Source organism: Streptomyces sp. NBC_00212 (genome assembly GCF_045206365.1).
GTDB lineage: Bacteria > Actinomycetota > Actinomycetes > Streptomycetales > Streptomycetaceae > Streptomyces.
The window spans coordinates 5,768,441-5,793,540 of record NZ_CP108115.1; the positions used below are offsets into that span (position 1 = coordinate 5,768,441).

Consider the following 25,100-nt stretch of genomic DNA (forward strand, 5'->3'; position numbering starts at 1 on the left):
AGGATTCGCCGGGTGAGCCAGAGTTCTGCCACCCCCCACGGGCCTACCGGCGTCAGCGTCGTCGTCATCGCCTTCAACGACGCCGAGCTGGTCGGTGACGCCGTCCGGTCGGCGCTCGCGCAGGGCTCGGCCGTCGCCGAGGTCGTGGCCGTCGACGACTGCTCCAGCGACGGCACGGCCGCCGTCCTGGACCAGCTGGCCACCACCGAGCCCCGGCTGCGCGTGGTGCGGCGGACAGAGAACAGTGGCGGGTGCGGAACGCCCCGCAACGACGGGATCGCCGCCGCCACCGCCCCGTACGTCATGTTCCTCGACAGCGACGACGTGCTGCCGCCCGGCGCCGTCGCCGCCCTGCTGGACGCGGCCGAGGAGCACGGCACCGAGGTCACCGTGGGCCGCGCCGTACGCCGCGAGCTGCCCGGCGGCCGCGACGTGCGCTGGCAGCCCGGCCTCTACAACGAGGCGGCCGTGCACGAGTCGCCCGAGGCCGCGCCCGAGCTCCTTCACGACACGCTCTGCGTCAACAAGCTCTACCGCCGCGACTTCCTGACGAACCGACAGCTGCGGTTCCCCGACGGCAGGTTCGTGTACGAGGACTTCGTCTTCACGGCCCGCGTGTACGCCGCGGCCCCCCGCATCGCCGTCGTGCCCGAACTCGTCTACATCTGGCACGTGCGCCGCGCCGCCGCCCAGGTCTCCATTTCGCTCGCCCGCAAGGACGTCGGCAACTGGCAGGCGCGCATCGCCGCCCACACCAAGGCCGTCGAGGCGTTCCGGGCCGCCGACCGCAAGGGACTCGCGGCCGCCTGCCGCACCAAGTTCGTCGACTACGACCTGTGCCTGTACCTGCGCGAGCTGCGCGTGCGCGACGCCGGGTACCGGGCCGACTGGTGGCGGCTGACCCGCGACCACCTCGCCACCTTCGAGGCCGCCGAAGTGGCCGCGGCCGCCGCCCCGGCCCGCTGGGCCGCCAAGGTGGTGCTCGCCGCCGACGAGCCCCGCGACCTCGACCGGCTCTCCCAGCTCGCCGCCGACCCGGCCCGCCTGATCCCGCCGTACGCCACCGCCGCAGCCGGCCCGGTCTGGGCCGACGACCTGGACGTGGTGCTGGACGGCCTGGACGCGCTGCCCGCCGACCGGCTGCCCGTCGCCGTCGACGCGACGCTGCTCGCCGGCCGGCGCGGCATCCTCAAACTGCGTGTGCACGAGCTGTACGGACGGCTCGCCGCGAGTGGCGCCCCGGCCGCCGCCGACATCGAGTTCGTGCCCAGGGACGGCGGCGAGAGCGCCCTGACCGTCACCGCGCCGCTGCGGGCCGCCGAGGGCGGCTGGAGCGGGCAGGTCCCCGTATCTCTGGCCCGGCTGGCGGCGGCGGGTGGCCGCGGCACCCAGATCTGGGACCTGAGGGTCCGCCTGAACACCGGCCCCGGCCGGGGCCCGCACACCACGCTGCGGGCCAAGGCGGCCGGGCTGCGGCGCACGGCCGTCCCCGGCAGCCGGTACGGTGTTCTGCTGGTGCAGCCGTACCGGACGTCGAGCGGATCGCTCGCGGTGCGGCTCGCGCCCGGAGTGCAGGGGGCCTTCGGGGTGGTCGGCGGGAAGCTGCGCAGACTGGCCCGGACGGTTCGATCAAGGCGACGATGAGGACGTGGACGCGCATATGACTTTTCTGATCACTGGCGGCGCCGGATACATCGGTTCCCATGTCGTGCGGGCCATGACGTCGGCGGGGGAGCGCGTGGTCGTCCTCGACGACCTCTCCAGCGGTGACGCGGCCCGTCTGCCACAGGGTGTGCCTCTGGTGGTCGGCTCCGTCCTGGACCGCGAGCTCGTGGACCGCACCCTGGCCGAGCACGCCGTCACCGGGGTCGTGCACCTCGCGGGCAAGAAGCAGGTCGGCGAGTCCGTCGACATCCCGCTGCACTACTACCGGGAGAACGTGTTCGGCCTGACCGTGCTCCTGGAAGCGGTCGCCGCGGCGGGCGTGCGCACCTTCCTGTTCTCCTCCTCCGCCTCCGTGTACGGCATGCCGGACGTCGACCTCGTCACCGAGGACACCCCGTGCCTGCCGATGAGCCCGTACGGCGAGACCAAGCTCGCCGGTGAGTGGCTGGTCCGCGCGGCCGGAAAGGCGCACGGCATCGCCACCGGCTGCCTGCGCTACTTCAACGTGGCCGGCACCGCCACCCCCGAGCTCGCCGACACCGGCATCTTCAACCTCGTACCGATGGTGTTCGAGAAGCTGGAGGACGGGGACCCGCCGCGCATCTTCGGCGACGACTACGAGACCCCCGACGGCACCTGCGTGCGCGACTACATCCACGTCGAGGACCTCGCCGACGCCCACCTGGCGGCCGCCCGCAAGCTCGCCGAGTCCGCGAAGGCCGGCGAGTACGGCGACCTGACGGTCAACATCGGCCGCGGTGAAGGCGTTTCGGTGCGCGAGATGGTCGACCTGATCAACGAGATCAGCGGCCGCGGCATCGCCCCCGAGGTGCACCCGCGGCGCGCGGGCGACCCGGCGCGCGTCGTCGCCTCCGCCGACCGCATCGCCGAGGAGCTCGGCTGGAAGGCCCACCACGACGTGCGCTCGATGATCTCCTCGGCGTGGCAGGGCTGGCGCCACCACCGCGACGCCGTCTGAGACCCGGACGGGCAAGGCTTGGATACGTAAAAGGAGGGGCGCCCCGGATTTCACCCGGGGCGCCCCTCCTTCGTCGTGGCTATGTCACGGCTTGTGGATGCGGTCCACGCCGTAGAACTTCGAGGTGCACTGGGCGACCCAGTCACGCTGGTAGTTCTTGGTGAAGAACGGCTCGGCGAGCGAACCGATGTACATCGGCTTGTACGCCACGTCCGTCTCGCCCTTGGCGATCTCCGAGCGGATCTTCGCGTTCTGCTTGTCCCAGGCGATGCTGCGGTACACCGTCGAGACGGCGAGCTTCTGCACCGACGGAACCAGCGCCGCCGTCGCCGACAGGGCGAACGCGCCGACCAGGACCGTCGCCACGATCGGCACCAGGCGCGGCGAGCGGCGCTCGGCGATGCGGCGCCCGGCCCAGTGGCCGAGCAGCACGCCGTACCCGCACAGCGCGATCACCAGCGGGATCATGAAGTTCATCCAGGTGCGCGCGTACGTCCAGCCCGTCGGGCCGTAGCCGCTGCGCAGCGCGTACGCCACGAGCAGCGTGCACAGCGCCATCAGCGGCACCGGAAGTACGAAGATCACGCGCAGCATCGCGGCCGGCGGGCGCGCGGCGGCGGACTGCTCGCGGCGCGGCGCGAGCAGGGCCACGGCGAGGCCGAGGAGCAGACCGGCGGCGATGGCACCCAGGTAGATCCACTGGTGCAGGATCGTGTCCCAGATGTGGAAGTAGTCCTTGAACACGTCGCCGACGCTCATCTTCGTCGGCGGCGTCTGCGCCCGGCGCCAGCGGGCGCCCGGCGAGGTGTACAGGAAGGTGAGGCCGATCACGGCCGCCGCGCAGTACACCGCGGACCAGGTGAACGGGTACCAGCTCCTGGCGACCTTCAGGCGCGGCAGGCACACCAGCGCGGCCGTGCCGACCAGCACGCAGCTGACCACCGTGAACGGCTCGCTCAGCGTGCCGATCGCGAAGCCCACCACGGCGGTCAGGACCAGCGCGCTGTTGCGCAGCGCCTTGCGGCCGGTGCGGAACGCCCAGATGCCGAACAGGAGCGCCCACAGGGCGATGATGAACGGCATCGTGTGCGAGATCGTCGCCGGGGTCCACAGGAGCACCTGGTAGGAGCGGGTGCCCGCGAAGAACAGCAGCGTCTCCAGGACCATCGCCACGGCGACCAGCAGCAGCAGCGGGGCCCGGGTGCCGAACGCCCGCAGGATCTCGCGGCCGATCAGCACCAGGCCGATGCCCATGGTGACCACCAGGATCACCGGAAGGATCTTGACCCCGGCCAGGCCGTCCGAGTAGATGATCCCGCTCAGGAAGGCGTTGGTGACCCGCCCGTTCTGGGTGTTGTAGAAGTCGGAGGTGATGCCGAAGACGCCCATGTCCCGGGACTTCCAGGCGGCGCACCAGTCGTCGGAGGTGGGCCGCACGTACAGGCCCAGGAACGAGCCGACGGCCAGGAGTATGCCGGTGGCGGCGGTGATGGTCCCCGCGGTCCACAGCAGGGCTCTGCGCGCCCCCGACCGCTCGGGGCGGTCCGCGGCGGCGCTCCGCGCCTCAGCGGCGCTGTCGTCGGCGGCCACAGTGGTCGATGAGTTCATGATTCCAGGGGGTCTCGGGGGCGGTCAGCGCTGGAGCAGATCGAAGAGCGACTCCCAGCGCCGGACGATCTCCTCGGTCCGGTAGCGCTGGATGTTCTCGCGGGCCGCCTCGCCGAGACGGTCGCGCAGCTCCTGGTCGGCCAGGAGGCTGCTGAGGCGGCGCGCGAAGACGTGCGTGTTGCCGGGCGGTGCGAGCAGGCCGTCCTCGCCGTCCCGGATGATCTCGTGGATGCCGGGGGCGACGTCGAAGGCGACGCACGGCACGGCCGTCGCCATCGACTCCATCAGCGACAGCGGGAAGCCCTCGCCGCGCGAGGCGAGCGTGAAGACCGAGCCGTCGCGCAGCGCGCCCGCCGGGTCGTCGGTGCGGCCCATCCACTCCACCGAGCCGTCCAGGCCCAGCTCGGTGCACTGGCGGCGCAGCGCCTCCTCGTCGGAGCCGGAGCCGTAGATCCGCAGCGTCCAATCAGGGTGCACCGTAGCCACCTCGGACCAGGCGTCCAGGAGCAGGTCGGTGCCCTTCTCCTCGTGCAGCCGGCCGATGCTGACCACGTGCTTCTCGGTGCGCGGCGAGGGCACCTCGGGGAAGAACGGCAGCGGGTTGGGCATGAAGCCCACGTTGTCCAGGCGCTGCAGCGCCCACAGGTCGGCGTCCTCGCGGGTCAGCGCGAGCATCCGGTCGACGTCCTTGTAGAACCGCTTGACCCGGTTGAAGCGCGAGGACTTGCGGCAGGTCTCGTACGACTCGTGGGTCATGCCGATGACGGTCACGTTCGAGGTGTCGGCGAGCGCCACCCACTCCATCGCCCACACCTGCGTGACGATGACGATCGCGCCGGGCCGGGCCTGCCGGAACAGCCGGGTCAGCTTCGCGGCCTGCGCGTGCATGCCGGCCGCGCGGGCGGCCCGGCGGCGGTGCTCGACGACGTTCAGCTTGCCCTTGATGCCGCGCGCGCTGCCCACCGACGGCGGATGCGCGTCGTACAGCGTGGTCGTCGCGTACGGCAGGTCGTCGTCCAGCTCGTGCGGGACCGACGGCGGGGTGATGCCGATGACGTGGACCTTGTTGCCGCGCTCCACGAAAAGCCGGGCCATCTGGTGCGACCAGGTGGTCACGCCGCCCAGCTCGTTGACGGCGTTGGAGACGAGGAAGATGTCACGGCCGCCGTCCGTGGCGGTCACTTCAGTCACTTACCGCTCCCGGGAGTGAAGAACTTGGCAACGATCTGCTGGGCCGCGGTGCCCTTGTCGTACTCGCCGAACTCGGTGGCGAACCGCTCGCGGGCCCCCGCGTAGTCGGCGTCCGCCGCCTTGAGGCCGTCCACCGTCGCGAACAGCTCGCTCTCGGTGGCGACGACCGGCCCGGGCGCCTTGTCGCGCAGATCGAAATAGGTGCCACGGGTTTCGTCCGCGTACTCCTCGTAGTCGTACGCGAAGAAGATCATGGGACGGTCGAGCAGAGCATAGTCGAACATCAGGGACGAATAGTCGGTGATCAGACCGTCCGCCAGGGCGAGCAGCGGCGTGATGTCGTGGCCCTGCGAGACGTCGATGACCTTGCCGCGCACCGAGGGCGGAAGGACCACCTGGTTCAGGTAGTGCGAGCGGATCAGGAGGGTGTAGCGGTCGCCGAAGCGGTCCGCGAACTCCTCGACGTCAAAGGGCAGTTCGAACTTCTTGACCGCTCCCGACTCCGAGGCGCGGAACGTCGGCGCGTAGAGCAGCACCTTCTTGTCCGCGGCGATGCCGAGCTGCTCGGCGATCGGGCCGCGGACCCGCTCGCCGCTCCCGGCCTCCTGCTCGCGCGCCGCGACGAGCGCGTCGTTGCGCGGGTAGCCGGTGCGAAGGAGCACCTCGTCGCGCAGCCGGAAGCCGCTCGCCAGGGTGCGCACATCGTGCTCGGAGCGGATCAGGAAGTGGTCGAAGCGGTCCAGGACCTTCTGGTGAGTGGCCTGCCCTGCCCGGTTGAGCAGCTTCATCTGCGGCACGTCGAAGCCCATCCGCTTGAGCGCGCTGCCGTGCCACGTCTGGATGTAGGTGGTGCCGGGCCGCTTGGTCAGCTTCATCGGGAAGCCCTGGTTGTCGATCCAGAACTCGGCCTGCGCCAGCGCCCGCAGATACGGGTAGCTCCACCGCTTGACCAGCGTGGCGTCCTTGGGGAAGCCGGCCGGCTTGGCGCCGTCGTAGGACCACACCGCGTCGAACTGCACGCCCTGGCGGCGCATCTCGTCGTAGATCGCCTTCGGGCTGTCGCTGAACTGCTTGCCCATGTGGCTCTCGAAGACCACCAGACCCTTGCGGATCGGCAGCTTGGAGAACGCCTCGTGGTAGACGCGGATCTTGGTGTCGCCCGAGTTGAGGTCCTTCTTGGCCTTGCGGGCCTTGCGCAGGCCCTTCTTGGCCAGCGAGGCGGCCTTGCTCTGCAGGGCCTCGCCGATCAGCTCCTGGGTGCGGACGGTGGCCTGGCCCTCGGCGGTCAGCAGGTACGACAGGTTGCCCTTCGCGGAGATCTCCGGCACAAGCCGGTCGGCGACCAGGCGGGTCAGGCGCGGCCGGATGCGCAGCGGGCGCGCCGACTCCAGCTCGATGCGGCCCGCGCCCAGGCGGGTCGGCACCTTCTCGCCGTCGACGTCCAGGTTGACCCACACGTCCCAGACCACGTCGATGATGCCGAGCGGCCGCAGCTTGCGGGCCAGATCGGCCTCGGCCGTCCAGTCGAGCGTCTGGCCCGCGTGCTTCAGCGAGGCCAGCGGGAACCTGAAGGACTGCAGGCTGGTGCGCCGGGCCCGGAACTCCAGGGTGCCGCTCAGCTTGGCCCCGGGACGGATCCGGCCCAGCGGATTGACGACCGAGCCGCCGAGCCGCACCTTGCCGCGCCCGTCGTCGGCGTACGAGGTCAGCCGATTGCCGAGCGCCAGCTGGGTCAGCGGGCGGGTGTGGTAGCCGAGCCCGGTCACGTCCAGGAACTTGGCGCCGTCGGCGGTGTCCAGGTGCTCGCCGCACCAGTAGATCCGGCCGTCCCGCTCGATCAGCGGCGACGTCACCGTGTTGCGGCGGATCAGCGCGTCCACGGCGGGCAGCAGATTGTCCCAGTCGCCCTGCTGGAGCAGGTAGGAGCAGATCGCCTGGATCGGCAGGACGCTGTCGTACGCCTCGGGAGAGAGGTCCGCCAGGTACTCGCGGGACAGCGCGGCGAACTCCGCCCGGTACTCCTCGTCACGGTGCGGCAGGTCACGCAGGTGCAGGACCAGGTCGTGCTTGAGGAACTTGACGTCCTTGGCGAGCCGCAGCCCGTGCAGGTCGTTGTGCTCCAGGAGCGCCTCGATCCGGCGGTGGATCTCCAGACGGTGCTCGTAGTTGGTCATCTCGTGGCGCCGGTTGGTGACCGACTTCACGGTCGCCTTCTCGTGCACGTTCCAGAAATAGACCTGGTTGGGGATGAGGGTGATGCGGTTCGCGGCGAGGTAGGCCTCGGCGATGAACATCAGGTCCTCGTAGAACATGCCCTTGGGGAAGCGCAGGTCGTTGTCGACGAGGAACTCGCGGCGGTAGCACTTGTTCGTGGAGAGGGTGTCCCACACGAACAGGTCGGGGAGCTCGGTGATCGACTCCAGGGTGCGCGTGGTCCGGTACAGCCACGGGTACCACTCGGTGCGCTTCGTGGTGCGGGTGCCCTGCGTGAGGCGTACGCAGAGGCCGGAAACGATGTCTGCCCGCGTCTGTTCCGCGGCCTCCAGAAGGTTCCGGCAGGCGTTGTGCTCCAGCACGTCGTCGCTGTCCAGGAACATGATGTAGCGGCCCGTGGCATGGCCGATGCCCACGTTGCGGGGCTCGCCGCCGGCGCCGCTGTTCTCGGGCAACTGGAAAGCGCGGATGCGGCCCGGGTGAGAAGCCTCCAGTGCCTGGGCGAGCTCGAAGGAACCGTCGGTGCTGCAGTCGTCGACGATCAGGACCTCGACGCTGTTCAACGTCTGGTCCAAGACCGATTGGACAGCCGTCGGCAGGCGATCTGCGTCGTTGTAAACGATGACGATCACGGAGACGTCAGGCACTGGCACCTCAATCCACTTGTTCTACTCGCAGGCGCTTCAACGCTACCTGGTATTCCTACCGTGCTCTGCAGCCGCCCGGTCCCGCCCGGCCGCCCGGCAAAAGGGACATCGTCAGGCCCGCCGGGGTTTGTCACCCGAATGTGTGGCGCGAAGGCAACCGTCGCGAGCCCACACCCCTCTATAGGGAGAAGCGGTGGACAACCGAGCCGAGCGCACGAGGGAGCCAGGGTGCCGAAGATCTCGCCCCGCTCCCCCCACCCCGGTCCTGCTGACGCCGAGTGCCGGCCCGGTCACCGTCGCGCTCCCGTGACGTTCCGCTCCGCCGACGCCGAGGACATCGCCCGCACGCCCCCGGACCGCTTCGCTCGTGGGACACTCGACAGGGCGGCCGACGCCGCGCGGGCCACCGGCCCGGCCCGGGGCACGGCCGCCGGCCACTCGATCCGGGCCGCCTCCCGCCCCGGCACCACCGGCACCCTCGGCGGGCCGATCGCCGTCAGGGCGGCCGGGAGCGGCTCCCGCGTCACCTGCTCGTACCATACTCCCGGGCTGACGTCCGGACCGGTGGTGAGCGGTCCGGCACTCGCCACCCTGCTCGCTGTCGCCATCGGTGGGGCGCTCCGCACCCGCACCTGCCGCTCCTCTACTGGAAAGCACTGATGATGAAGCTGTCGGTCGTCGTCCCCTGTTACAACGAAGAAGCGGTCATCGACCAATTCGACGCCAAGACCCGCAGCGTGCTCGACACCCTCGCGATCGAGTACGAGATCTGTTACGTGGACGACGGCAGCCGCGACAAGACGCTCGTGCACCTGCGGGCGCTGGCCGACAAGTACCCGGACGCCACCCGCTACGTCTCCTTCAGCCGCAACTTCGGCAAGGAGGCCGGCATGCTGGCCGGGCTCCGCGAGGCCACCGGCGACGCCGTGGTCATCATGGACGCCGACCTCCAGCACCCGCCGGAGCTCATCGAGCGGATGCTCGACCTCCACCAGCTGGGCCACGACCAGATCATCGCCCGGCGCACCCGCGAAGGCGACAAGAAGGTCCGCTCAGCCCTGAGCCGCCTCTACTACCGCGCGGTCAACAAGTGGGTCGACGTCGAGCTCACCGACGGCGTCGGAGACTTCCGCATGCTGTCGCGGCCCGCCGTGGACGCACTGCTCTCGCTCGGCGAGTACAACCGCTTCTCCAAGGGCCTGTTCTCCTGGATCGGCTTCGACACCATCACGTTCGACTACCAGAACGCGCAGCGCGAGGCCGGCGAGACCAAGTGGAAGTTCGGCTCGCTCCTGAACTACGGCATGGACGGCCTGATCTCCTTCAACAACCGTCCGCTGCGCCTCGCGATCTGGCTCGGCGTGATCCTCGCCGGCATCGGCGCGGCCTACGCCCTGTGGATCACCGTCGCCGCCATCGCGTACGGCGTGAGCACCCCCGGTTACGTCACCCTCGTCGCGATCATCGTCGGCCTCGGCGGCGTGCAGATGGTGATGCTGGGCCTGATCGGCGAGTACATCGGCCGCATCTACTACGAGACCAAGCGCCGCCCGCACTTCCTGGTCAAGGAGTCGCACGGCTTCCCCGGCAAGCCCGAGGGCGTCGAGCGGCGCGAGCTGTACCGCAACGACCAGCAGCACAAGGTGGTCTGATGCCCAGTCAGCTCGGGCAGGTCATCCGCTTCGGCTTCGTCGGCGGCGTCAACACCTGCACCTTCTACGCCTTCTACTGGCCGCTGCTGCACCTCGCGCACCTGCCGTACTTCGTGGCGTACACCATCGCCTTCCTGCTCAGCATGGTCGGCTCGTTCTTCCTGAACACCTACTTCACCTACCGCACCAAGCCGACCTGGAAGAAGTTCCTGCTCTTCCCGCTCACCAACGTCACCAACTTCGTGGTGCAGAGCGCCGGCCTGTTCGCCCTCGTGCACTGGGTCGGGATGAACAAGACCATCGCCCCGCTGGTCGCCGCCGTGGTGGCCATCCCGTTCACCTATGTGCTGTCCCGCAAGATCCTGGTGTCCGGGCACCAGGACCCCACGGGCGAGCCCGAGGCGGCCGCACCGAAGATCCCGGTGAAGTAGCGGCGCCGCGAGAACAACGAAAGGGGGCGGACACCACACGGTGTCCGCCCCCTTGGCCATCTCCTAGACGCGGCTGCCCGCGCTCTCCTTCGCCGCAGGCGCCCACTCACCGAACCGGGCCCCCGGCCTGGTCTGGCGGGACGCGTACAACTGGCCGTCCGTGCCCAGCACCGCGAGCACGGCCCGGCCCGAGGAATCCTGCGCCGCGCCCGGTATGCCCACGAACTGCACGCCCGGGCTCTCCCAGGCCGGCTGCGCCGACTCGTCCGAGGACGGCACGACCCGGCCCCCGTCGTCCCGGACCGCCAGGACCAGCGTGCCGCCGTTCCCGCCGAGCCGGTACGCGGCGACCCGCCCGTAGCCGCCCGCCGGGGTCCGCCGCGCCACCTTCCACGCGGCCCCCGGACCGCCCGGCGAGGCGACGGCCACCTGGGCGGTGCCCGCCTGGCGGTAGACGGCCGAAGCGCCGCCCCTGCCGTCCGCGACCAGGCTCACCGCGCTGCCCGCCGGCGTCACACCCGTCGGCGGCGACAGCTTCGGCAGCTCGCCGGGCGCCGGGGACACCCAGTGCAGCACCGTCTTGGCGACCGGTGCCGCCACATGGATCCGGCCCGACGGGTCGACCAGCGCGTCGATCCCCTCCACCACCAGCGGATGCGGAGGCTGCTTGCCCGGCGGATGGTCCAGGAGCTGCCAGGGCCCCCAGTCCTTGCCGCCCCGGCCGCTGCGCATCGCGACATCACCCGCCCAGTTCCGCGCCAGGACGTGCACCGTGCCGTCCGGGGCGAGCGCGGTCGCCGGATAGCCCGTCTCCAGGGACTTGTCGGGATTCGCGTCCGGCGTGCCGAGCGAGCTCCACGCGCCGAACTTGGGCACCCCGTCGGCGCCCACACCGCTCTGCAGGACGCACACCAGCTCCTTGTGGTGCTTGTTGCCCTTGAACGGCAGGACCGTACGCGTCGCGAACAGCTGAAGCGTCCCGTCGGCGTGGCGCACGACCTCCACCTGCGGGTCGAGCGGCGAGCCCGCGCTGCCCACCACATCGAACGGCCCCACCCACGGGTCCTGGCCGGCCGCCCGCTCCACCCAGCAGCGCACCGCGCCGTTCAGCACCGCGAACGCCGCGAGCCGGCCGTCCTTCAACGGCGCCAGCCAGCGCGACGTGCCCGGGGCGCGGGTGCGGGTGCCGCGCGCCCAGCCGGCGCCGCCCGCCTTCAGGCCGTTCGGGCCCACCTTGAGATCGCCGCAGCCCGACGGATCACCGCAGTCGCGGTGATCGACCCAGCCGTACGCGTTCAGGAGCTGGGCGGTGCGCCGGGTGGTCGCCGCGTCCAGGGACGGCGGCGTGTAGTTCGTCGGATAGCCGAAATAGTTGGACACCGACGCGGCACGGCCCTTGCCCGCACCCCAGTAACGCTCCATCGCGGCCTGCATGAAACGGGCCGACGCGGTGTGGTCCTGATGGTCCAGATAGCTGAGCCCGCGCAGTATCGTCGGCGCGCTCATCATCGCCACCGTCTCGCGCGGGGCGTGCAGAGGAGTGGGATCCAGGGTCCGTATCACCGTCGGATTCACCCGCGCGATCGCCGCCGCCAGCGCGTCGGTGAGCTGGTCGCGCGTGTAGGCGCGGGGCATCCGCACCGAACTCCCCGTGCCCGGCAGCGTCGGCAACTGCTCGATCGCGCCCAGCCACAGACCCCGCATGCTCACCGGACGCGGCACGCTCACATAGCGCGCCTCGCACAGCCCCATGTAGATCAACTGGACGTGCGGAGCGGCCTGCAGATAGTGCAGCTCGGAACGGAACCCCGGCAGCAGCTCCACCGGCTCCACCGACCACGGGCTGTTGTCGTCACCCGTCGCCATCAGCGCGTGGGCGGCGCGCAGCCCGTTTATCCGAGCCCGCGCGAAACCCGGCCGGTCCGTGGGCAACGACTTGAACTGCGGGGTCTTGGGCGCCGCGTTGCGGCCGTCCGACTCGCCGCTCGTCATGCACACCGTCACCGAGAGCGCGCCGCTGCGGATCGACTGCTCCAGGTCCGGGTTCATGAAGTAGATGCCGTCGTCCGCGTGCGCGATCACGTGCAGATACGACTGCTCCGACGCGGCCGACGCGGGCTTCCCCGTCGTCGTCCCGGCGGACGAGCCCTGCGTGCCCGAACCGCCCTGCGGCGCCAGCCACTGCCATCCCCCGTAGGCAAGAGGCGCCGCCACAAGCCCGCCACCGGCGACTTGCAACAGACGTCTACGAGACGGCGACGACGGCATCCGGCACGCTCCTAGTTGCATCCATGTGAGCCGAGTCCCGCCCTGCGCCCACCGTGGAGTTTGTTCGACTGGTCATCAGAAGGGAGGGCGAAGCGGCTGCGGAGGTTTCACTTCAGACGCTAAATTTGCCCCGCCGGTATGAAACAGCAAGGTACGGACGTGTGCGCTTCAGCACCCCATCGGGCCATGACTTCCCCAGTTTTCGTACTTTGTCGAACTTAAAGGTTCTCCGTGCGGTCACGTTGAGACTGTCCGCAGATTGGAACCTCCAAGCGCCGAGCGCCCGTCCTGACATAGATTTCACCGTGTGACAGTGGCAAGGCAGCAGGTGGCACAGGCCCGCAGAATCGTAGTCAAGATCGGATCCTCCTCACTCACCACCGCCTCCGGCGGCCTCGACGCGGACCGGGTCGACGCGCTGGTCGACGTGCTCGCCAAGGCACGCAGCGGCGGCGAGAAGGAGATCGTCCTCGTCTCCTCCGGCGCCATCGCCGCCGGCCTCGCCCCACTCGGACTGCGCCGCCGCCCCAAGGACCTCGCCCGCCAACAGGCCGCCGCCAGCGTCGGCCAGGGCCTCCTCGTCGCCCGCTACACCGCCTCCTTCGCCCGCTACGGCGTACGCGTCGGACAGGTCCTGCTCACCACCGACGACACCAGCCGCCGCGCCCACTACCGCAATGCCTACCGCACCCTCGACCAACTCCTCGCCATGGGCGCGCTCCCCGTCGTCAACGAGAACGACACCGTCGCCACCGACGAGATCCGCTTCGGCGACAACGACCGCCTCGCCGCGCTCGTCGCCCACCTGGTCCGCGCCGACCTCCTCGTCCTGCTCTCCGACGTCGACGGCCTCTACGACGGCGACCCGTCGAAACCCGGCACCTCCCGCATAGACGAAGTCCGCAGCCAGGCCGACATCGCGCACGTCCAGATCGGCAGCGCCGGCAAGGCCGGCGTCGGCACCGGCGGCATGGTCACCAAGGTCGAGGCCGCCCGCATCGCCGCCGCCGCCGGCATCCCCGTCGTCCTCACCTCCGCCAGCCAGGCCGCCGACGCGCTCGCCGGACGCGCCACCGGCACCCACTTCCACCGCACCGGGCGCCGCTCCGCCGACCGCCTCCTGTGGCTCGCCCACGCCTCCACCCCGCAGGGCGCCCTCGTCCTCGACGACGGAGCCGTACGCGCCATCGTCGAAGGCCACAAATCCCTGCTGCCCGCCGGAATCGCCGCCGTCGAGGGCGAGTTCGCCGCCGGCGACCCCGTCGAACTGCGCGACCCCCAGGGCCGGGCGATCGCCCGCGGCCTCGTCAACTTCGACGCCAAGGAAATCCCCCAGCTCCTCGGCCGCTCCACCCACGACCTCGCCAAGGAACTCGGCCCCGGCTACGAGCGCGAAGTCGTACACAGGGACGATCTGGTCGTCCTGCACCCCTGAAACGGCTGAAAGTCCAGCCATAAGACAGACACCTTCAGGAAAACCGCCCCGCGCCCGGCCTCGGGCTGGTCAACTTTGAAGCGGGGGTACACGCGGACCGGCAACCCGCGCAGTACCGCACCGCATCGCACACAGCAGCACAGGAGGCCGCCGGTGAGACGAGCGCGCCCCGGGGCGGCGCCCCGAGGGACGACGGCTGAGCGGACCCTGACCAGTGTGGGGACGGGGGCCGACGTCGAACGGAGAGAGGTACCCGAACAGCCGGGGGACACCCCCAGGCTGTGGCACATCACGCTCAGCGTCTCGGGAGCCGAGACCCCGCTGAAAGAGGTCCGCCGCGGCCTCGAACAGCTCGCCCACGACCACCCGTTCCTGCTGACCAGCCGCTACGCCAACGACCACGCCGAGATCCGCTACTGGGAAGAGGCCCGCGACCTGCACGACGCGGCCGCCGTGGCCCTGCGCCTGTGGGGCGAACACCGCTCCACGGCCAAACTGCCGCCCTGGGAGATCGTCGGCCTCGAAGTCATCGACCGCGGCACCTACCACCAGCGACTCGCCGAGGGATACGGCCCGCCACCGGCCGCACCCGTAGGCGTCCACCCTTTCTGACCCCGCTCCCCGGCACCGTCTCGGGGAGTGGAATACGGTCAGAACGACCTCCCGGCGCGCATTAGTCTGCGGACATGGCTTCGCACACCACGCCCTCCCCGGCCGCTCCCTCCGACGACATCTCCCCGGTCACCCGGACCGCCCAGCGGGCCCGCGCCGCGGCCGCCGAGATCGCGCCACTTCCGCGCGCCGTCAAGGACGAGGCACTGCTCGCCATCGCGGACGCCCTGGAAGCGCGCAGCGCCGAGATCGTCGAGGCCAACGCCGTCGACGTCGCCAAGGCCCGCGAGGCCGGCACCAGCGAGACCGTCATCGACCGGCTCACCCTGAACCCCGAGCGGATCCGCGCCATCGCCTCCGACGTGCGCGACGTGGCGGCCCTGCCCGACCCCGTCGGCGAAGTCGTCCGCGGCTCCACCCTGCCCAACGGCATCGACCTGCGGCAGATCCGCGTCCCGCTCGGCGTCGTCGGCATCATCTACGAAGCCCGGCCCAACGTGACCGTGGACGCGGCCGCCCTCTGCCTCAAGTCCGGCAACGCGGTCCTGCTGCGCGGCTCGTCCTCCGCGTACGCCTCCAACACCGCGCTCGTGGGCGTCCTGCGCGACGCCGTGCAAGGCGCGGGCCTGCCCGCCGACGCCGTCCAGCTCGTACCCGGCCAAACCCGCGAATCCGTACGGGAGTTGATGCGAGCCCGGGGCCTCGTGGACGTCCTCATCCCGCGCGGCGGCGCCTCCCTGATCCGCACCGTCGTCGAGGAATCCACCGTCCCCGTCATCGAAACCGGCACCGGCAACTGCCACGTCTACGTCGACGCCCAGGCCGACCTCGACATGGCCGTCGACATCCTGATCAACTCCAAGGCGCAGCGCCCCTCGGTCTGCAACTCCGCCGAGACCCTCCTCGTCCACCAGGACATCGCGGCCGCCTTCCTGCCGCGCGCCCTGGACGCGCTCGCCGACGCCGGAGTCACCGTGCACGCCGACGAGCGGGTGCGGGCCCACGCCGGCGCCTCCAAGGCCACCGTCGTCGCGGCCACCGAGGAGGACTGGGAGACCGAGTACCTCTCGTACGACATCGCCGCCGCCGTCGTCGACTCCCTGGACGCCGCCGTCGCCCACATCCGGCGGTGGACCTCCGGCCACACCGAGGCCATCGTCACCACCTCCCAGGCCGCGGCCCGCCGCTTCACCCAGCTCGTCGACTCCACGACCGTCGCCGTCAACGCCTCCACCCGGTTCACCGACGGCGGCCAGTTCGGCTTCGGCGCGGAAATCGGCATCTCCACCCAGAAGCTGCACGCCCGCGGCCCCATGGGACTGCCCGAGCTGACCTCGACGAAGTACATCGTGACCGGCGACGGTCACATCCGGTAAGCGACCGTAACTCCCGCTCCGGGACGGTGAGTTCGGCCACTCACTGCCCAAAACGACCGCCCGGGGCTACCCTGAACGGGTGCCGGACGACGTAGGGGGCGGGCCGTTTCCGGACGGCCGGGAGCCCGACGACGACCGCGGGGGCGCGGACGATGACTTCGCCTCCGTGGTGTTCGACGAGGACTTCGTACGCGCCGCCGAGATCCACGAACCCAGTGCCGTAGAGCGACTGCTCGCCGCCGCCCAGGCCCGCGCCGAGGCGGAGGCGGCCCGCGCCCGCGCGGGCGCCGGAGCCCCCGACGACGAGCCCTACGACGACGGCTACGACCCCTACCGCCCCGGCCGCGACCCGGACGACCTCGGCGGCCCCGGCCTGTCCGGCGGCGCCGAAGCGGGCCCCTACGGCCGCCACGGCGGCGTCCTGCGCCCCTACCGGGGCCGAGCCCGCTGGCACCGCCCCATCGCCTGGCTCCTCGCCGTGATCATGGGCATAGGCATGGTCGCCCTGGCCTTCTCCGCCGTCTACCGGGGCGCCACCTCCGACCACGAGGACAAGGCCCCACCCCCCGCCACCAGCAACGTCGACAACCCGACGAACGCGGCGGAGCAGGTGATGGGCCCGGCCCCCGGCGCCGCCGCTGCCTCCTCCAACGCCGGAGGCCTGGGACGGGGCGTGGGCGCGGGACCCGGCACAGACGCCCTACCCGTCCCCGCGGTCTCCGCCTCGGCCTCGGCCGACTTCGACGCCCCGGCCGTTTCGGCTGCACCTCGGGTGCCTTAGGGGGGCGGGGGGCGGTTTCTGCGGGGCATCCGGGGGTGGGGCCCCTCCCCCCCCCCGCCCACCCTCCCCTTCCCCTGCCCACTCCCCTGAGCAGCACCAGAAGCCCCCCGCAGGAACTCGTCAGAAGTTGACGTGTACCAGCGCGTTTACCTTTCCCTCACCAGACCTACCCTGAAGGTATGGCAGGGCGTGGAGAGCCACCCGAGGGGACACCGGAGGGCCTCCCCGGCGGTGGTGACGACGAGTACCGGTCCGTCGTCTTCGACGAATCGTTCGTCCGTGCTGCCCGCCTTCAGGAGTTTTCCGCCCAGGAGCGCATGCGCGAGCACGCGCGGGCCGTACGGTCCCGTCCGAGCTGGTCCTTCAGGGCTTCCTCCAAACCCGCCGTCGCGTTGGTCCTGCTGCTCCTCATCGCGTTCAGTACCGCCATCTACATGGGCATCCGGCACCCGTACCAGCCGCCCCCGACCAGCCACCCCGAGCCGCTGCGGATGGCCGTGGTGCCGCTGGCCCCGCAGGGCCCGGTGCCGGGCGGCGATGCGGAGCAGCTCTTCGCGCACAGCCCGGCCGCCCAGTTCCGGATCGGCGGGTCCGGGATCAACCTGCCCTCGGCCACCAAGACCGCGCACTTCTCCGAGGCGCAGGTGATGAACGCCCTGTCCATCGCCAAGGACTACCTGGTCAAGTCGTCCCTGGACCCCGATGTCCTGGCCGGCGGCCCGGTCCATGAGATCCGGGTGCTGCTCGACCCCGATCTGATGGCCCAGTTCGACCAGAGCGTGGCCACCCCGGTCGACGACGGCCGGCACTCCGCCACCGGCTGGCTGGTGCGCTTCGATCCGGCCAAGGTGGTCCTGGCCGACCCGCAGATCCGGGTCCAGGGCTCGATGAGCTACTCGGAGTCCGGATCGGACGCGCTCGACGTCGCCACCGACTACGTGTTCGTGTACGCCCTGCACCCGGTCGGGAACGGCCCGCACACCACTGACGCCTCGCTGTTCACCGTCCGCCGCGAGCTGCACTTCCGGCTCGACCGCGAGGATCTGCGGTTGAACCGTACGGAGCTGCAGGCCAGCACCGTCGAGGCCGGTCCGCAGGCCTGCTCGGCCGATGTCGCGGCCCAGCTGAGGCCGCTCCTCGCGGGGGAGCGGGCGAGCGCGCAGGGCCCGGCCGGCACCGACCCGTACGCGATCGGTCCCGCCCCCGAGGCCGTTTGCGGCACCCTGGCCTCCGGCGTCCAGCCGCCCCCCGCAGCCGGCTGATCCGGCTCAGCCCTGCTCGGCCTTCCTCCTCAGCCCTCCCTGTTCAGCCCTCCCCGTTGCCGTTCTGCTCCGGCTTGCCGTCGGTCGGCTCCGCGTCCGGTGCCGCCGCTTTGTCCGAGGGGCGCGTGCCCGTGCCCGTGAACTTGTCGCGCAGCTTGCCGCCCAGGTCCGCCGTGCCGCCCGCGATGTCGCCGACCAGTTTCATCAGCGGGTCCTTGCTGCTCTTGACCGCGTCGGCGTAGGAGGCCGCGGACTCCCGGAAGGAGTCGGTCACCGAGGTGTCCTTGTCCTCGTCGCGGCGCGGGTAGTGACCGTCCATGATCCGCTGGTAGTCGCGGGTCTCCGACCACTTCTTCAGCTCGGCGGCACGCACCGTGGTGAACGGGTGCGAGCGGGGCAGCACGTTGAGGATCTTCAGCACGGAGTCGCGCAGGTCGCCCCCGGTCTCGTACTCCGCGGCCTGCTCCAGGAACGCGTCCACGTTCATCTCGTGCAGGTGGTTGCCGCCCGCTATCTTCATCAGCCCCCGCATCGAGGCGTGCAAGTCCTGGCCGACCAGCAGCCCGGCCCGGTCCGCGGACAGCTCCGACTTGCGGAACCATTCGCGCAGCGCCGTGACGATCGCCATGATCGCGACGTTGCCCAGCGGGATCCAGGCGACCTTCAGGGCGAGGTTGGTGAGGAAGAGCAGGATCGTGCGGTAGACGGAGTGGCCGGAGAGGGCGTGGCCCACCTCGTGTCCGACGACCGCGCGCATCTCCTCCTCGTCGAGCAGCTCCACCAGGCCCGTCGTCACCACGATGATCGGCTCGTCGAGACCGATGCACATCGCGTTGGGCTGCGGGTTCTGCGTGACGTACATCGGGGGGACCTTCTCCAGGTCCAGGATGTAACAGGCGTCCCGCAGCATGGCGTTGAGGTGCGCGAACTGGGCGTCGCTCACCCGCACGGAGTCCGACAGGAAGAGCAGTCTGAGGCTGCGCTCGGGCAGCAGCCCGCTCAGCGCCTTGAAGACGGTGTCGAAGCCGGTGAGCTTGCGCAGCGCGACCAGCGCCGAACGGTCCGCGGGGTGTTCGTAGGCCCGGGAGGAGATCCCGGGGAACCTGCGCCGCTGCCTGCTCGGCACGTTGTCGTTGATGTCCTCGGTCATGGGTGCCCCCTGTCGTTCGAGTCGTCGGCCCGTCCCCCTGACGACATCCACATTAGGCGGTGGGGATACCGTGGCCCGGGGGCCTGTGGATAACTTCGAGGAGACCTGCCATGCCGGACGTCGTCACTGCTCTCGCTGCCGCTTCCGGCCAGGGGCCGGGCGCGCTGCTGCGGATCCTGCTGCTCGGCTCCATGGTCGGAGCGGGCCTGCTGGCCTGGTTCCTGCTGCGCGGATACCGCTCGAACGGTGGCGACGACAACAAGAACGACTGAGTCGGCGTGAGCGTGCCCGGACCGCCCGCATACGATGTGGGCGAAGTCTCCGCCCCGACTCCCGGATAGGTCCTGCCGAAGATGAGCCTCCACAGCACCGCCGCCAACCTGGTCACGCTCGCCGAAGGCGCCGAGCACGGTGGCAACCACGAAAGCCTGCAGCCCTGGATGACGGGCGGCGGCGCGCTGTTCGCCCTGCTCCTCCTGCTCTGGATCACCACCCGCTTCAACCGCGACCGCTGAGTCGGGGCCGAAAGCCGGGCCAGTAGGCTCTGCACGCATGGGAGAGCAGGAAGTGCCTACCGGTCCGGTGAAGCGACGCATCGGCGTGATGGGCGGAACGTTTGACCCGATCCATCACGGACACCTCGTGGCCGCCAGCGAGGTGGCCTCGCAGTTCCATCTGGACGAGGTCGTCTTCGTACCGACTGGGCAGCCGTGGCAGAAGAGCCACAAGCTGGTCTCCCCGGCCGAGGACCGCTATCTGATGACGGTCATCGCCACCGCGTCCAACCCGCAGTTCTCGGTCAGCCGCATCGACATCGACCGCGGCGGGGCGACGTACACCATCGACACCCTGCGGGATCTGCGCGACCGCAACAGCGACGCGGACCTCTTCTTCATCACCGGCGCCGACGCGCTCGGTCAGATCCTCACCTGGCGGGACGCCGAGGAGCTGTTCTCGCTGGCCCACTTCATCGGCGTGACCCGGCCCGGCCACGTGCTGACGGACGACGGGCTGCCCGAGGGCGGGGTCTCCCTGGTGGAGGTGCCCGCGCTGGCGATCTCCTCGACCGATTGCCGGGCGAGAGTCGCGCAGGGCGACCCCGTCTGGTATCTGGTTCCCGACGGTGTGGTCCGCTACATCGACAAGCGCCAGCTGTATCGCGGCGAGTGAGTCCAGCTGTACCGCCTGTACGTCGGCGAGTGAGAGAAGGCCACCGGTGAACGACCGCCAGTACGACCCGTACGCACCCCAGGTGCAATTGGTCGGGTACGACGAGTACGGCCGGCCGGTGTACCAGCAGGTCCAGCCGCAGCAGCAGGCGTACGACCCCTATGCGCAGCCCCAGGAACCCCAGCAGCAACAGCAGCAGGGGTATGGCTACGACCAGGCGTACGTTCCGCAGCAGTCGACGTACGACCCGTACGCGCAGCAACAGCCGCAGCAGACCCAGCAGTTCCCCCAGCAGCAGCCCGCGCAGTTTCCGCAGCAGAACTACGGGCGCGACTACGGCACCGCGCAGCAGCCGCCCGTCCAGGCGCCTCCCGCGCAGGAGCCGGCACGGGAGGCACAGGGCGCGCCCGTGCTGCCCCAGCAGCGGCGGGACGAGCACGGCGACGGCGCCGAACGCGACTACCGCACCGAGCAGTTCTCGTTCATCGAGGAGCCCGACGAGGACTCCGAAGACGTCATCGACTGGCTGAAGTTCACCGAAAGCCGCAGCGAACGCCGCGAGGAGGCCAAGCGGCGCGGCCGCAACCGCGTCGTGGCGCTCGTCGTGGTGCTGGCTCTGGTGGCGGTGGGCGGTGTCGGCTACCTGTGGTTCACCGGCAAACTGCCCGGGCTCTCGTCGTCCTCGGACAAGAAGAACGGCGGCGCCACCACGGCCGGGCCGCAGAAGCGCGACGTGATCGTGGTGCATCTGCACAACACCAAGGCGGGCGGCACCTCCACGGCGCTCCTCGTCAACAACGTGACCACCAAACAGGGCACTACGGTGCTGCTGCCCAACTCGCTCGCCGTCTCCAATGACGACGGCAGCCGCACCACCCTGGGCAAGTCGGTGGACGCGGACGGCTCGCAGGGCACCCGGGATTCGCTCTCCACCCTCCTCGGCACCAAGATCACCGGCACCTGGCGCCTGGACACCCCGTACCTGGAAAACCTCGTCGACCTCGTCGGGAACATCGACATCACTACGGATGCGGACGTTCCCGGAGCCAAGCAGGGCGGCGACCCGCTGGTGAAGAAGGGCGACGACCAGACGCTCACCGGCCAGATGGCCGTCGCCTACGCCACCTACCGCGGCCCCGGCGAGGCCGAGACCAAGCAGCTCCAGCGGTTCGGCGCGGTGATGTACGGGGTGCTGCGCAAGATCTCCGACGACCCCAAGGCCGCCACCGTCACCGTCCAGACGCTCGCGCAGATCCTCGACCCCTCGCTGCCCGAGAGCGACCTCGGCGCCTCCCTCGCCAAGCTCGCCGAGCACGCCAAGATCGGCGCGTACAAGACGGCGGTGCTGCCCGTGCAGCCCGACGGCACGCTCAGCCAGCAGGCCAGCGACAGCGTGGTCAAGGACGTCCTGGGCGGTCAGCTCGGCGGCGGGTCCGACCAGGGCTCCGCGGTGCGGGTCGGCGTCAAGAACGCCAGCGGAAACTCCAAGGCGGCCGAGGCCGCACGGGTCGCCCTGATCAACGGCGGCTATGCGTTCGTCGACGCCGGAAGCTCCGGCACCGAGGCCACTTCGCAGGTCCTGTACGCGGACGGGGCGCAGAAGGCGAAGGCCGTCGAGGTCGCCAAGACCCTCGGGCTGCTGGACAGCGCGGTCAAACAGGGCAAGGCGGCCGCCAACGCCGACGTGTCGGTCGTCATCGGAAAGGACTACAAGGCGCCACAGTGAGGTGCCCGGAGTAATCCTTTCGGGGCTGTCGGCGGTCCGTGAGATCCTGGAAATCGATCCGATTGGATCTGACCGCCGACGAAAGCCTGCTTGTGACCGCCACGGACCGTTCCATCGAGCTCATCACCGCCGCCGCTCAGGCGGCCGCCGACCGGCTCGCGCACGACATCATCGCGTACGACGTCAGCGATGTGCTGTCGATCACCGACGCCTTCCTGCTCGCCTCCGCGCCCAACGACCGCCAGGTCAAGTCGATCGTCGACGAGATCGAGGAGCGGCTCAACAAGGAGCTCGGCGCCAAGCCGGTGCGCCGCGAGGGCGACCGCGACGCCCGCTGGATCCTGCTCGACTACGTCGACATCGTCGTGCACGTCCAGCACAGCGAGGAGCGCGTCTTCTACGCCCTGGAGCGGCTGTGGAAGGACTGCCCCGAGCTGCCGCTGCCGGACGACGCCATGAAGACGCGTGGCAAGGCCGCCGAGCACGCCGCGCTGACCGGCGCCGACGAAGCGGACGGTGAGCTGAGCTGAACGGCACCACCAAGGGCGGCCGGGGCCGCCGGATAGTCCTGTGGCGGCACGGCCAGACGGCCTGGAACCTGGAGCGCCGCTTCCAGGGCTCCACGGACATCGAGCTGACCGAGACCGGCATCGGCCAGGCACACCGGGCCGCGCGCCTGCTGGCCGCCCTGAAGCCGGACGCGATCGTCGCCTCCGACCTTCAGCGGGCCGCCGCCACCGCCGCCGAGCTGGCGGCCGTGACCGGCCTGCCGGTCGAGCACGACTCGGCCCTGCGCGAGACGTACGCGGGCGCCTGGCAGGGGCTCACGCACGAGGAGATCGTCGGCCAGTACGGCGAGCAGTACGCGGCGTGGAAGCGCGGCGAGCCGGTGCGCCGGGGCGGCGGCGAGCTGGAGACCGAGGTCGCCGACCGGGCGGCCCCGGTCGTGCTGCGCCATGCCGACAAGCTGCCCGACGGCGGCACCCTCGTCGTCGTCAGCCACGGCGGCACCATCCGCACCACCATCGGCCGGCTCCTCGGTCTGGAGGCGCACCACTGGGAGGGCCTTGGCGGCCTCACCAACTGCTGCTGGTCCGTCCTCGGCGAGGGCGCGCGCGGCTGGCGCCTGCTTGAGCACAACGCCGGAACGCTGCCCGAGCCGGTCCTCGGCGACGACGACTAACCGCTGCTCAGGGGCGGTGACGGCCGGATTTCACTTTCCGGCAGGTCACAGGCTAGAGTTCTTCTTGTTCGCAGCGCGGGACCGCCGAAGAAGCGGAAACAAGGCGAACAGCGGGGCTATAGCTCAGTTGGTAGAGCGCCTGCATGGCATGCAGGAGGTCAGGAGTTCAATTCTCCTTAGCTCCACAATCGGATCCCGTCCCCTCGTGGGGGCGGGATCTTCTTGTTGTCCACCCCCGGTGGCCGGTCTCGTACGGCGACAGCACTGCCCCCCTTGCGAGGACATGGCAGAATCGGGACGGCCGGAGGGGGACGACGGACCGAACGGGAGGGAGTGCGCGATGCCCGCGAGTCGCGAAGAATTCCCGGAACCGCCCGGCGGGCCCGAAGCCGCGTCACCCGGCGCCCGCCTGAGCTGTCCCTCCTGTGGCTCCTCCCACGTCGCGCAGATGCTCGGCGACAACGGCGGGGTGTCCTACGTGTGCACGGCCTGCGGCCACAGCTGGAGCTGAACATGGGTGCACACAGGCGGAAATGCGACTGGTGCGGCAGCGGTACGCCCATCGTCAGGGACATGGATCCGGTCAACACCGACTATCAGTACTGGTGCGAGGAATGCGCCCGGGCGCTGATCATAAAGGGCGACCCGATCGAGACGTATCGGGAACTCGAAGGGGAGCCGATCTACGGCCGCCTCCTTGAGGCGCACTGCACGCTCAAGCGGTTCTACTCCTTCGCCACGGCCTGAGCGCCGCCAGGACAAGGAAGCACGTTCCGGCCAGCGGATAGAGCGCCGAGAGCGCCACCCGGCCGCCGCTCTGGGCGAGTTCGGGCCGGCCTGTGCCGCCGCTCCTCATCCGTACGACGGCGGTGATCAGCAGGAACAGTGCGAACAGGGCGGGTGTGAGCTTCAGCGCGGCGGCGAGGCCGATGCCGGCGCCCGCCCAGCGGTGGCCCTGTTCGCGGGTGAGGTCCTAGAGCACTGCCACGGCGAGCAGCAGATTGACCTGGCCGTAGCGCAGCGTGGTCCACACCGGCTCGCACCAGGCGGCGAGCGCGGCGATCCACAGTGCGGCTCCCGGCCGCGGCCTGCCCGCGAGCCGGAGCGACAGATGGGCAAGAGCGAGCAGCAGTACCAGGTTGGCGGCGGTTGCCAGGGCCCGCGGCGCCGGGACGCCCAGCAGGGTGAGCGGGGTGAACGCCAGCGCCGCGAACGGCGGGTAGGTGGTGGGCAGCTGGGCCTCGGTCGCGCGCATCGCATAGAGGTCGGCTCCGGCCCGTACGGTCTGGCCCTCCGCCCGGTAGGCCATCAGGTCAATCATCGAGACCCCGGCGGCCCGCTGAGCAGCCCAGAACACCGCGAAGGAGACCAGACAGACGGCTGCGGTGAGCGGCACGGGACGGCGGGCGGAGGGGAAGCGGGCAGCGGTGTGCGCGAGTACCTTCACGGTCACGAAGACGGACGTTACCGCCCTTCTTCGTACAGAACGGAAACCGATTTGGTGAAGCACCGGGGGGACCGTGTAATGTTCTCGATGTCGCCGCGGGAAACCGGGCGGCGGGAAAACAAGGGGCTATAGCTCAGTTGGTAGAGCGCCTGCATGGCATGCAGGAGGTCAGGAGTTCAATTCTCCTTAGCTCCACAGTGAAGGGCCGTTCTTGAGATCTCTCAGGTTCGGTTCCCGGGATCCCGTCTGATCGAGTCGATTGGGCGGGATCTTCTGGTTTTCGGGGGCGACTTGGGCGCCGGC

General features: G+C 70.4%; 23 protein-coding genes, 2 tRNA genes and 1 pseudogene. 20 read left to right on the plus strand and 6 right to left on the minus strand.

Translation table 11 applies throughout. The features are described from left to right. The first annotated feature begins 12 nt into the window (after positions 1–12). Both OHA17_RS26350 and galE read left to right on the plus strand, forming a co-directional pair. Complete coding sequence (locus tag OHA17_RS26350) at positions 13–1,644, plus strand: glycosyltransferase family 2 protein (protein ID WP_406508641.1); 1,632 nt, start codon at positions 13–15, stop codon at positions 1,642–1,644. 16 nt (positions 1,645–1,660) lie between these two features. Then, on the plus strand, positions 1,661–2,644 hold the full coding sequence (gene galE / locus OHA17_RS26355; protein WP_406508642.1) for a UDP-glucose 4-epimerase GalE: 984 nt from the start codon (positions 1,661–1,663) through the stop codon (positions 2,642–2,644). Between the two features lie 84 nt (positions 2,645–2,728). Here galE and OHA17_RS26360 read toward each other — a convergent pair whose 3' ends face one another. The 3 genes from OHA17_RS26360 to OHA17_RS26370 are packed head-to-tail and all read right to left on the minus strand — an operon-like array spanning position 2,729 to position 8,310. After that, a complete protein-coding gene (locus OHA17_RS26360; protein ID WP_406508643.1) occupies positions 2,729–4,252 on the minus strand; it encodes a DUF6056 family protein in 1,524 nt (507 codons plus the stop codon). Positions 4,253–4,276: 24 nt separating this feature from the next. Then, the gene (locus OHA17_RS26365) at positions 4,277–5,443 is read right to left on the minus strand and encodes a glycosyltransferase (protein WP_406508644.1); all 1,167 of its coding nucleotides are present in this window, start codon (positions 5,441–5,443) and stop codon (positions 4,277–4,279) included. After that, positions 5,440–8,310: a CDP-glycerol glycerophosphotransferase family protein gene (locus tag OHA17_RS26370; protein WP_406508645.1), complete on the minus strand. Its 2,871-nt coding sequence runs from the start codon at positions 8,308–8,310 to the stop codon at positions 5,440–5,442. The genes OHA17_RS26365 and OHA17_RS26370 overlap by 4 nt, the downstream gene beginning before the upstream one ends. Before the next feature lie 300 nt (positions 8,311–8,610). Between OHA17_RS26370 and OHA17_RS26375 the strand changes: the two genes are divergently transcribed. The 3 genes from OHA17_RS26375 to OHA17_RS26385 are packed head-to-tail and all read left to right on the plus strand — an operon-like array spanning position 8,611 to position 10,387. Further along, positions 8,611–8,964 (plus strand): hypothetical protein, encoded by a 354-nt coding sequence (locus tag OHA17_RS26375; RefSeq protein ID WP_406508646.1) that lies wholly within the window; start codon positions 8,611–8,613, stop codon positions 8,962–8,964. 2 nt (positions 8,965–8,966) lie between these two features. Beyond that, the gene (locus OHA17_RS26380) at positions 8,967–9,956 is read left to right on the plus strand and encodes a glycosyltransferase family 2 protein (RefSeq protein WP_398872476.1); all 990 of its coding nucleotides are present in this window, start codon (positions 8,967–8,969) and stop codon (positions 9,954–9,956) included. Then, entirely contained in the window at positions 9,956–10,387 is a 432-nt protein-coding gene (locus OHA17_RS26385; protein ID WP_398871844.1) for a GtrA family protein, read from the plus strand. Before OHA17_RS26380 ends, OHA17_RS26385 begins: the two co-directional genes overlap by 1 nt. Before the next feature lie 63 nt (positions 10,388–10,450). Here the strand turns inward: OHA17_RS26385 and OHA17_RS26390 are convergent, their stop codons facing one another. Then, on the minus strand, positions 10,451–12,601 hold the full coding sequence (locus OHA17_RS26390) for a PIG-L family deacetylase (RefSeq protein ID WP_406508647.1): 2,151 nt from the start codon (positions 12,599–12,601) through the stop codon (positions 10,451–10,453). 361 nt (positions 12,602–12,962) lie between these two features. Between OHA17_RS26390 and proB the strand changes: the two genes are divergently transcribed. The 5 genes from proB to OHA17_RS26415 all read left to right on the plus strand — a co-directional run bounded on the left by proB (position 12,963) and on the right by OHA17_RS26415 (position 18,121). Next, a complete protein-coding gene (gene proB, locus OHA17_RS26395; protein ID WP_053727450.1) occupies positions 12,963–14,090 on the plus strand; it encodes a glutamate 5-kinase in 1,128 nt (375 codons plus the stop codon). A gap of 153 nt (positions 14,091–14,243) precedes the next feature. Beyond that, entirely contained in the window at positions 14,244–14,702 is a 459-nt protein-coding gene (locus OHA17_RS26400) for a hypothetical protein (RefSeq protein ID WP_053727451.1), read from the plus strand. A gap of 74 nt (positions 14,703–14,776) precedes the next feature. Continuing rightward, positions 14,777–16,078, plus strand: a complete 1,302-nt coding sequence (locus tag OHA17_RS26405) for a glutamate-5-semialdehyde dehydrogenase (protein ID WP_398871838.1) — start codon at positions 14,777–14,779, stop codon at positions 16,076–16,078. A gap of 79 nt (positions 16,079–16,157) precedes the next feature. Beyond that, entirely contained in the window at positions 16,158–16,859 is a 702-nt protein-coding gene (locus OHA17_RS26410; RefSeq protein WP_406508648.1) for a hypothetical protein, read from the plus strand. Positions 16,860–17,038: 179 nt separating this feature from the next. Then, positions 17,039–18,121 carry a hypothetical protein gene (locus OHA17_RS26415; RefSeq protein WP_406508649.1) on the plus strand — a complete coding sequence of 361 codons (1,083 nt, stop codon included), beginning with the start codon at positions 17,039–17,041 and terminating at the stop codon, positions 18,119–18,121. Between the two features lie 43 nt (positions 18,122–18,164). Here OHA17_RS26415 and OHA17_RS26420 read toward each other — a convergent pair whose 3' ends face one another. Next, positions 18,165–19,271, minus strand: coding sequence for a M48 family metallopeptidase (locus OHA17_RS26420; RefSeq protein ID WP_406508650.1), 1,107 nt, complete (start codon positions 19,269–19,271; stop codon positions 18,165–18,167). Between the two features lie 110 nt (positions 19,272–19,381). Here OHA17_RS26420 and OHA17_RS26425 point away from each other — a divergent pair, with 110 nt between their 5' ends. The 9 genes from OHA17_RS26425 to OHA17_RS26465 all read left to right on the plus strand — a co-directional run bounded on the left by OHA17_RS26425 (position 19,382) and on the right by OHA17_RS26465 (position 24,097). Then, positions 19,382–19,543, plus strand: coding sequence for a hypothetical protein (locus OHA17_RS26425; protein WP_189964314.1), 162 nt, complete (start codon positions 19,382–19,384; stop codon positions 19,541–19,543). An 81-nt stretch (positions 19,544–19,624) separates the two neighbouring features. After that, positions 19,625–19,786 carry a hypothetical protein gene (locus OHA17_RS26430; protein WP_199826970.1) on the plus strand — a complete coding sequence of 54 codons (162 nt, stop codon included), beginning with the start codon at positions 19,625–19,627 and terminating at the stop codon, positions 19,784–19,786. Between the two features lie 37 nt (positions 19,787–19,823). Next, the gene (nadD, locus tag OHA17_RS26435; protein WP_053726166.1) at positions 19,824–20,441 is read left to right on the plus strand and encodes a nicotinate-nucleotide adenylyltransferase; all 618 of its coding nucleotides are present in this window, start codon (positions 19,824–19,826) and stop codon (positions 20,439–20,441) included. 46 nt (positions 20,442–20,487) lie between these two features. Beyond that, positions 20,488–22,167 carry an LCP family protein gene (locus OHA17_RS26440; RefSeq protein ID WP_406508651.1) on the plus strand — a complete coding sequence of 560 codons (1,680 nt, stop codon included), beginning with the start codon at positions 20,488–20,490 and terminating at the stop codon, positions 22,165–22,167. A 92-nt stretch (positions 22,168–22,259) separates the two neighbouring features. Continuing rightward, complete coding sequence (gene rsfS, locus OHA17_RS26445; protein WP_053726174.1) at positions 22,260–22,697, plus strand: ribosome silencing factor; 438 nt, start codon at positions 22,260–22,262, stop codon at positions 22,695–22,697. Further along, positions 22,694–23,350 (plus strand): histidine phosphatase family protein, encoded by a 657-nt coding sequence (locus OHA17_RS26450; RefSeq protein ID WP_053726164.1) that lies wholly within the window; start codon positions 22,694–22,696, stop codon positions 23,348–23,350. Before rsfS ends, OHA17_RS26450 begins: the two co-directional genes overlap by 4 nt. A 112-nt stretch (positions 23,351–23,462) precedes the next feature. Then, positions 23,463–23,535, plus strand: a tRNA-Ala gene (locus OHA17_RS26455). A gap of 155 nt (positions 23,536–23,690) precedes the next feature. After that, positions 23,691–23,861 carry a hypothetical protein gene (locus tag OHA17_RS26460; RefSeq protein WP_199826969.1) on the plus strand — a complete coding sequence of 57 codons (171 nt, stop codon included), beginning with the start codon at positions 23,691–23,693 and terminating at the stop codon, positions 23,859–23,861. Between the two features lie 2 nt (positions 23,862–23,863). Continuing rightward, positions 23,864–24,097, plus strand: a complete 234-nt coding sequence (locus tag OHA17_RS26465; protein WP_053726163.1) for a hypothetical protein — start codon at positions 23,864–23,866, stop codon at positions 24,095–24,097. Positions 24,098–24,170: 73 nt separating this feature from the next. Here OHA17_RS26465 and OHA17_RS26470 read toward each other — a convergent pair. After that, positions 24,171–24,803, minus strand: a pseudogene (locus OHA17_RS26470) (glycosyltransferase 87 family protein); the annotation flags it as partial. A gap of 116 nt (positions 24,804–24,919) precedes the next feature. Here OHA17_RS26470 and OHA17_RS26475 point away from each other — a divergent pair. Beyond that, positions 24,920–24,992, plus strand: a tRNA-Ala gene (locus OHA17_RS26475). The last annotated feature ends 108 nt before the right edge of the window (positions 24,993–25,100 follow it).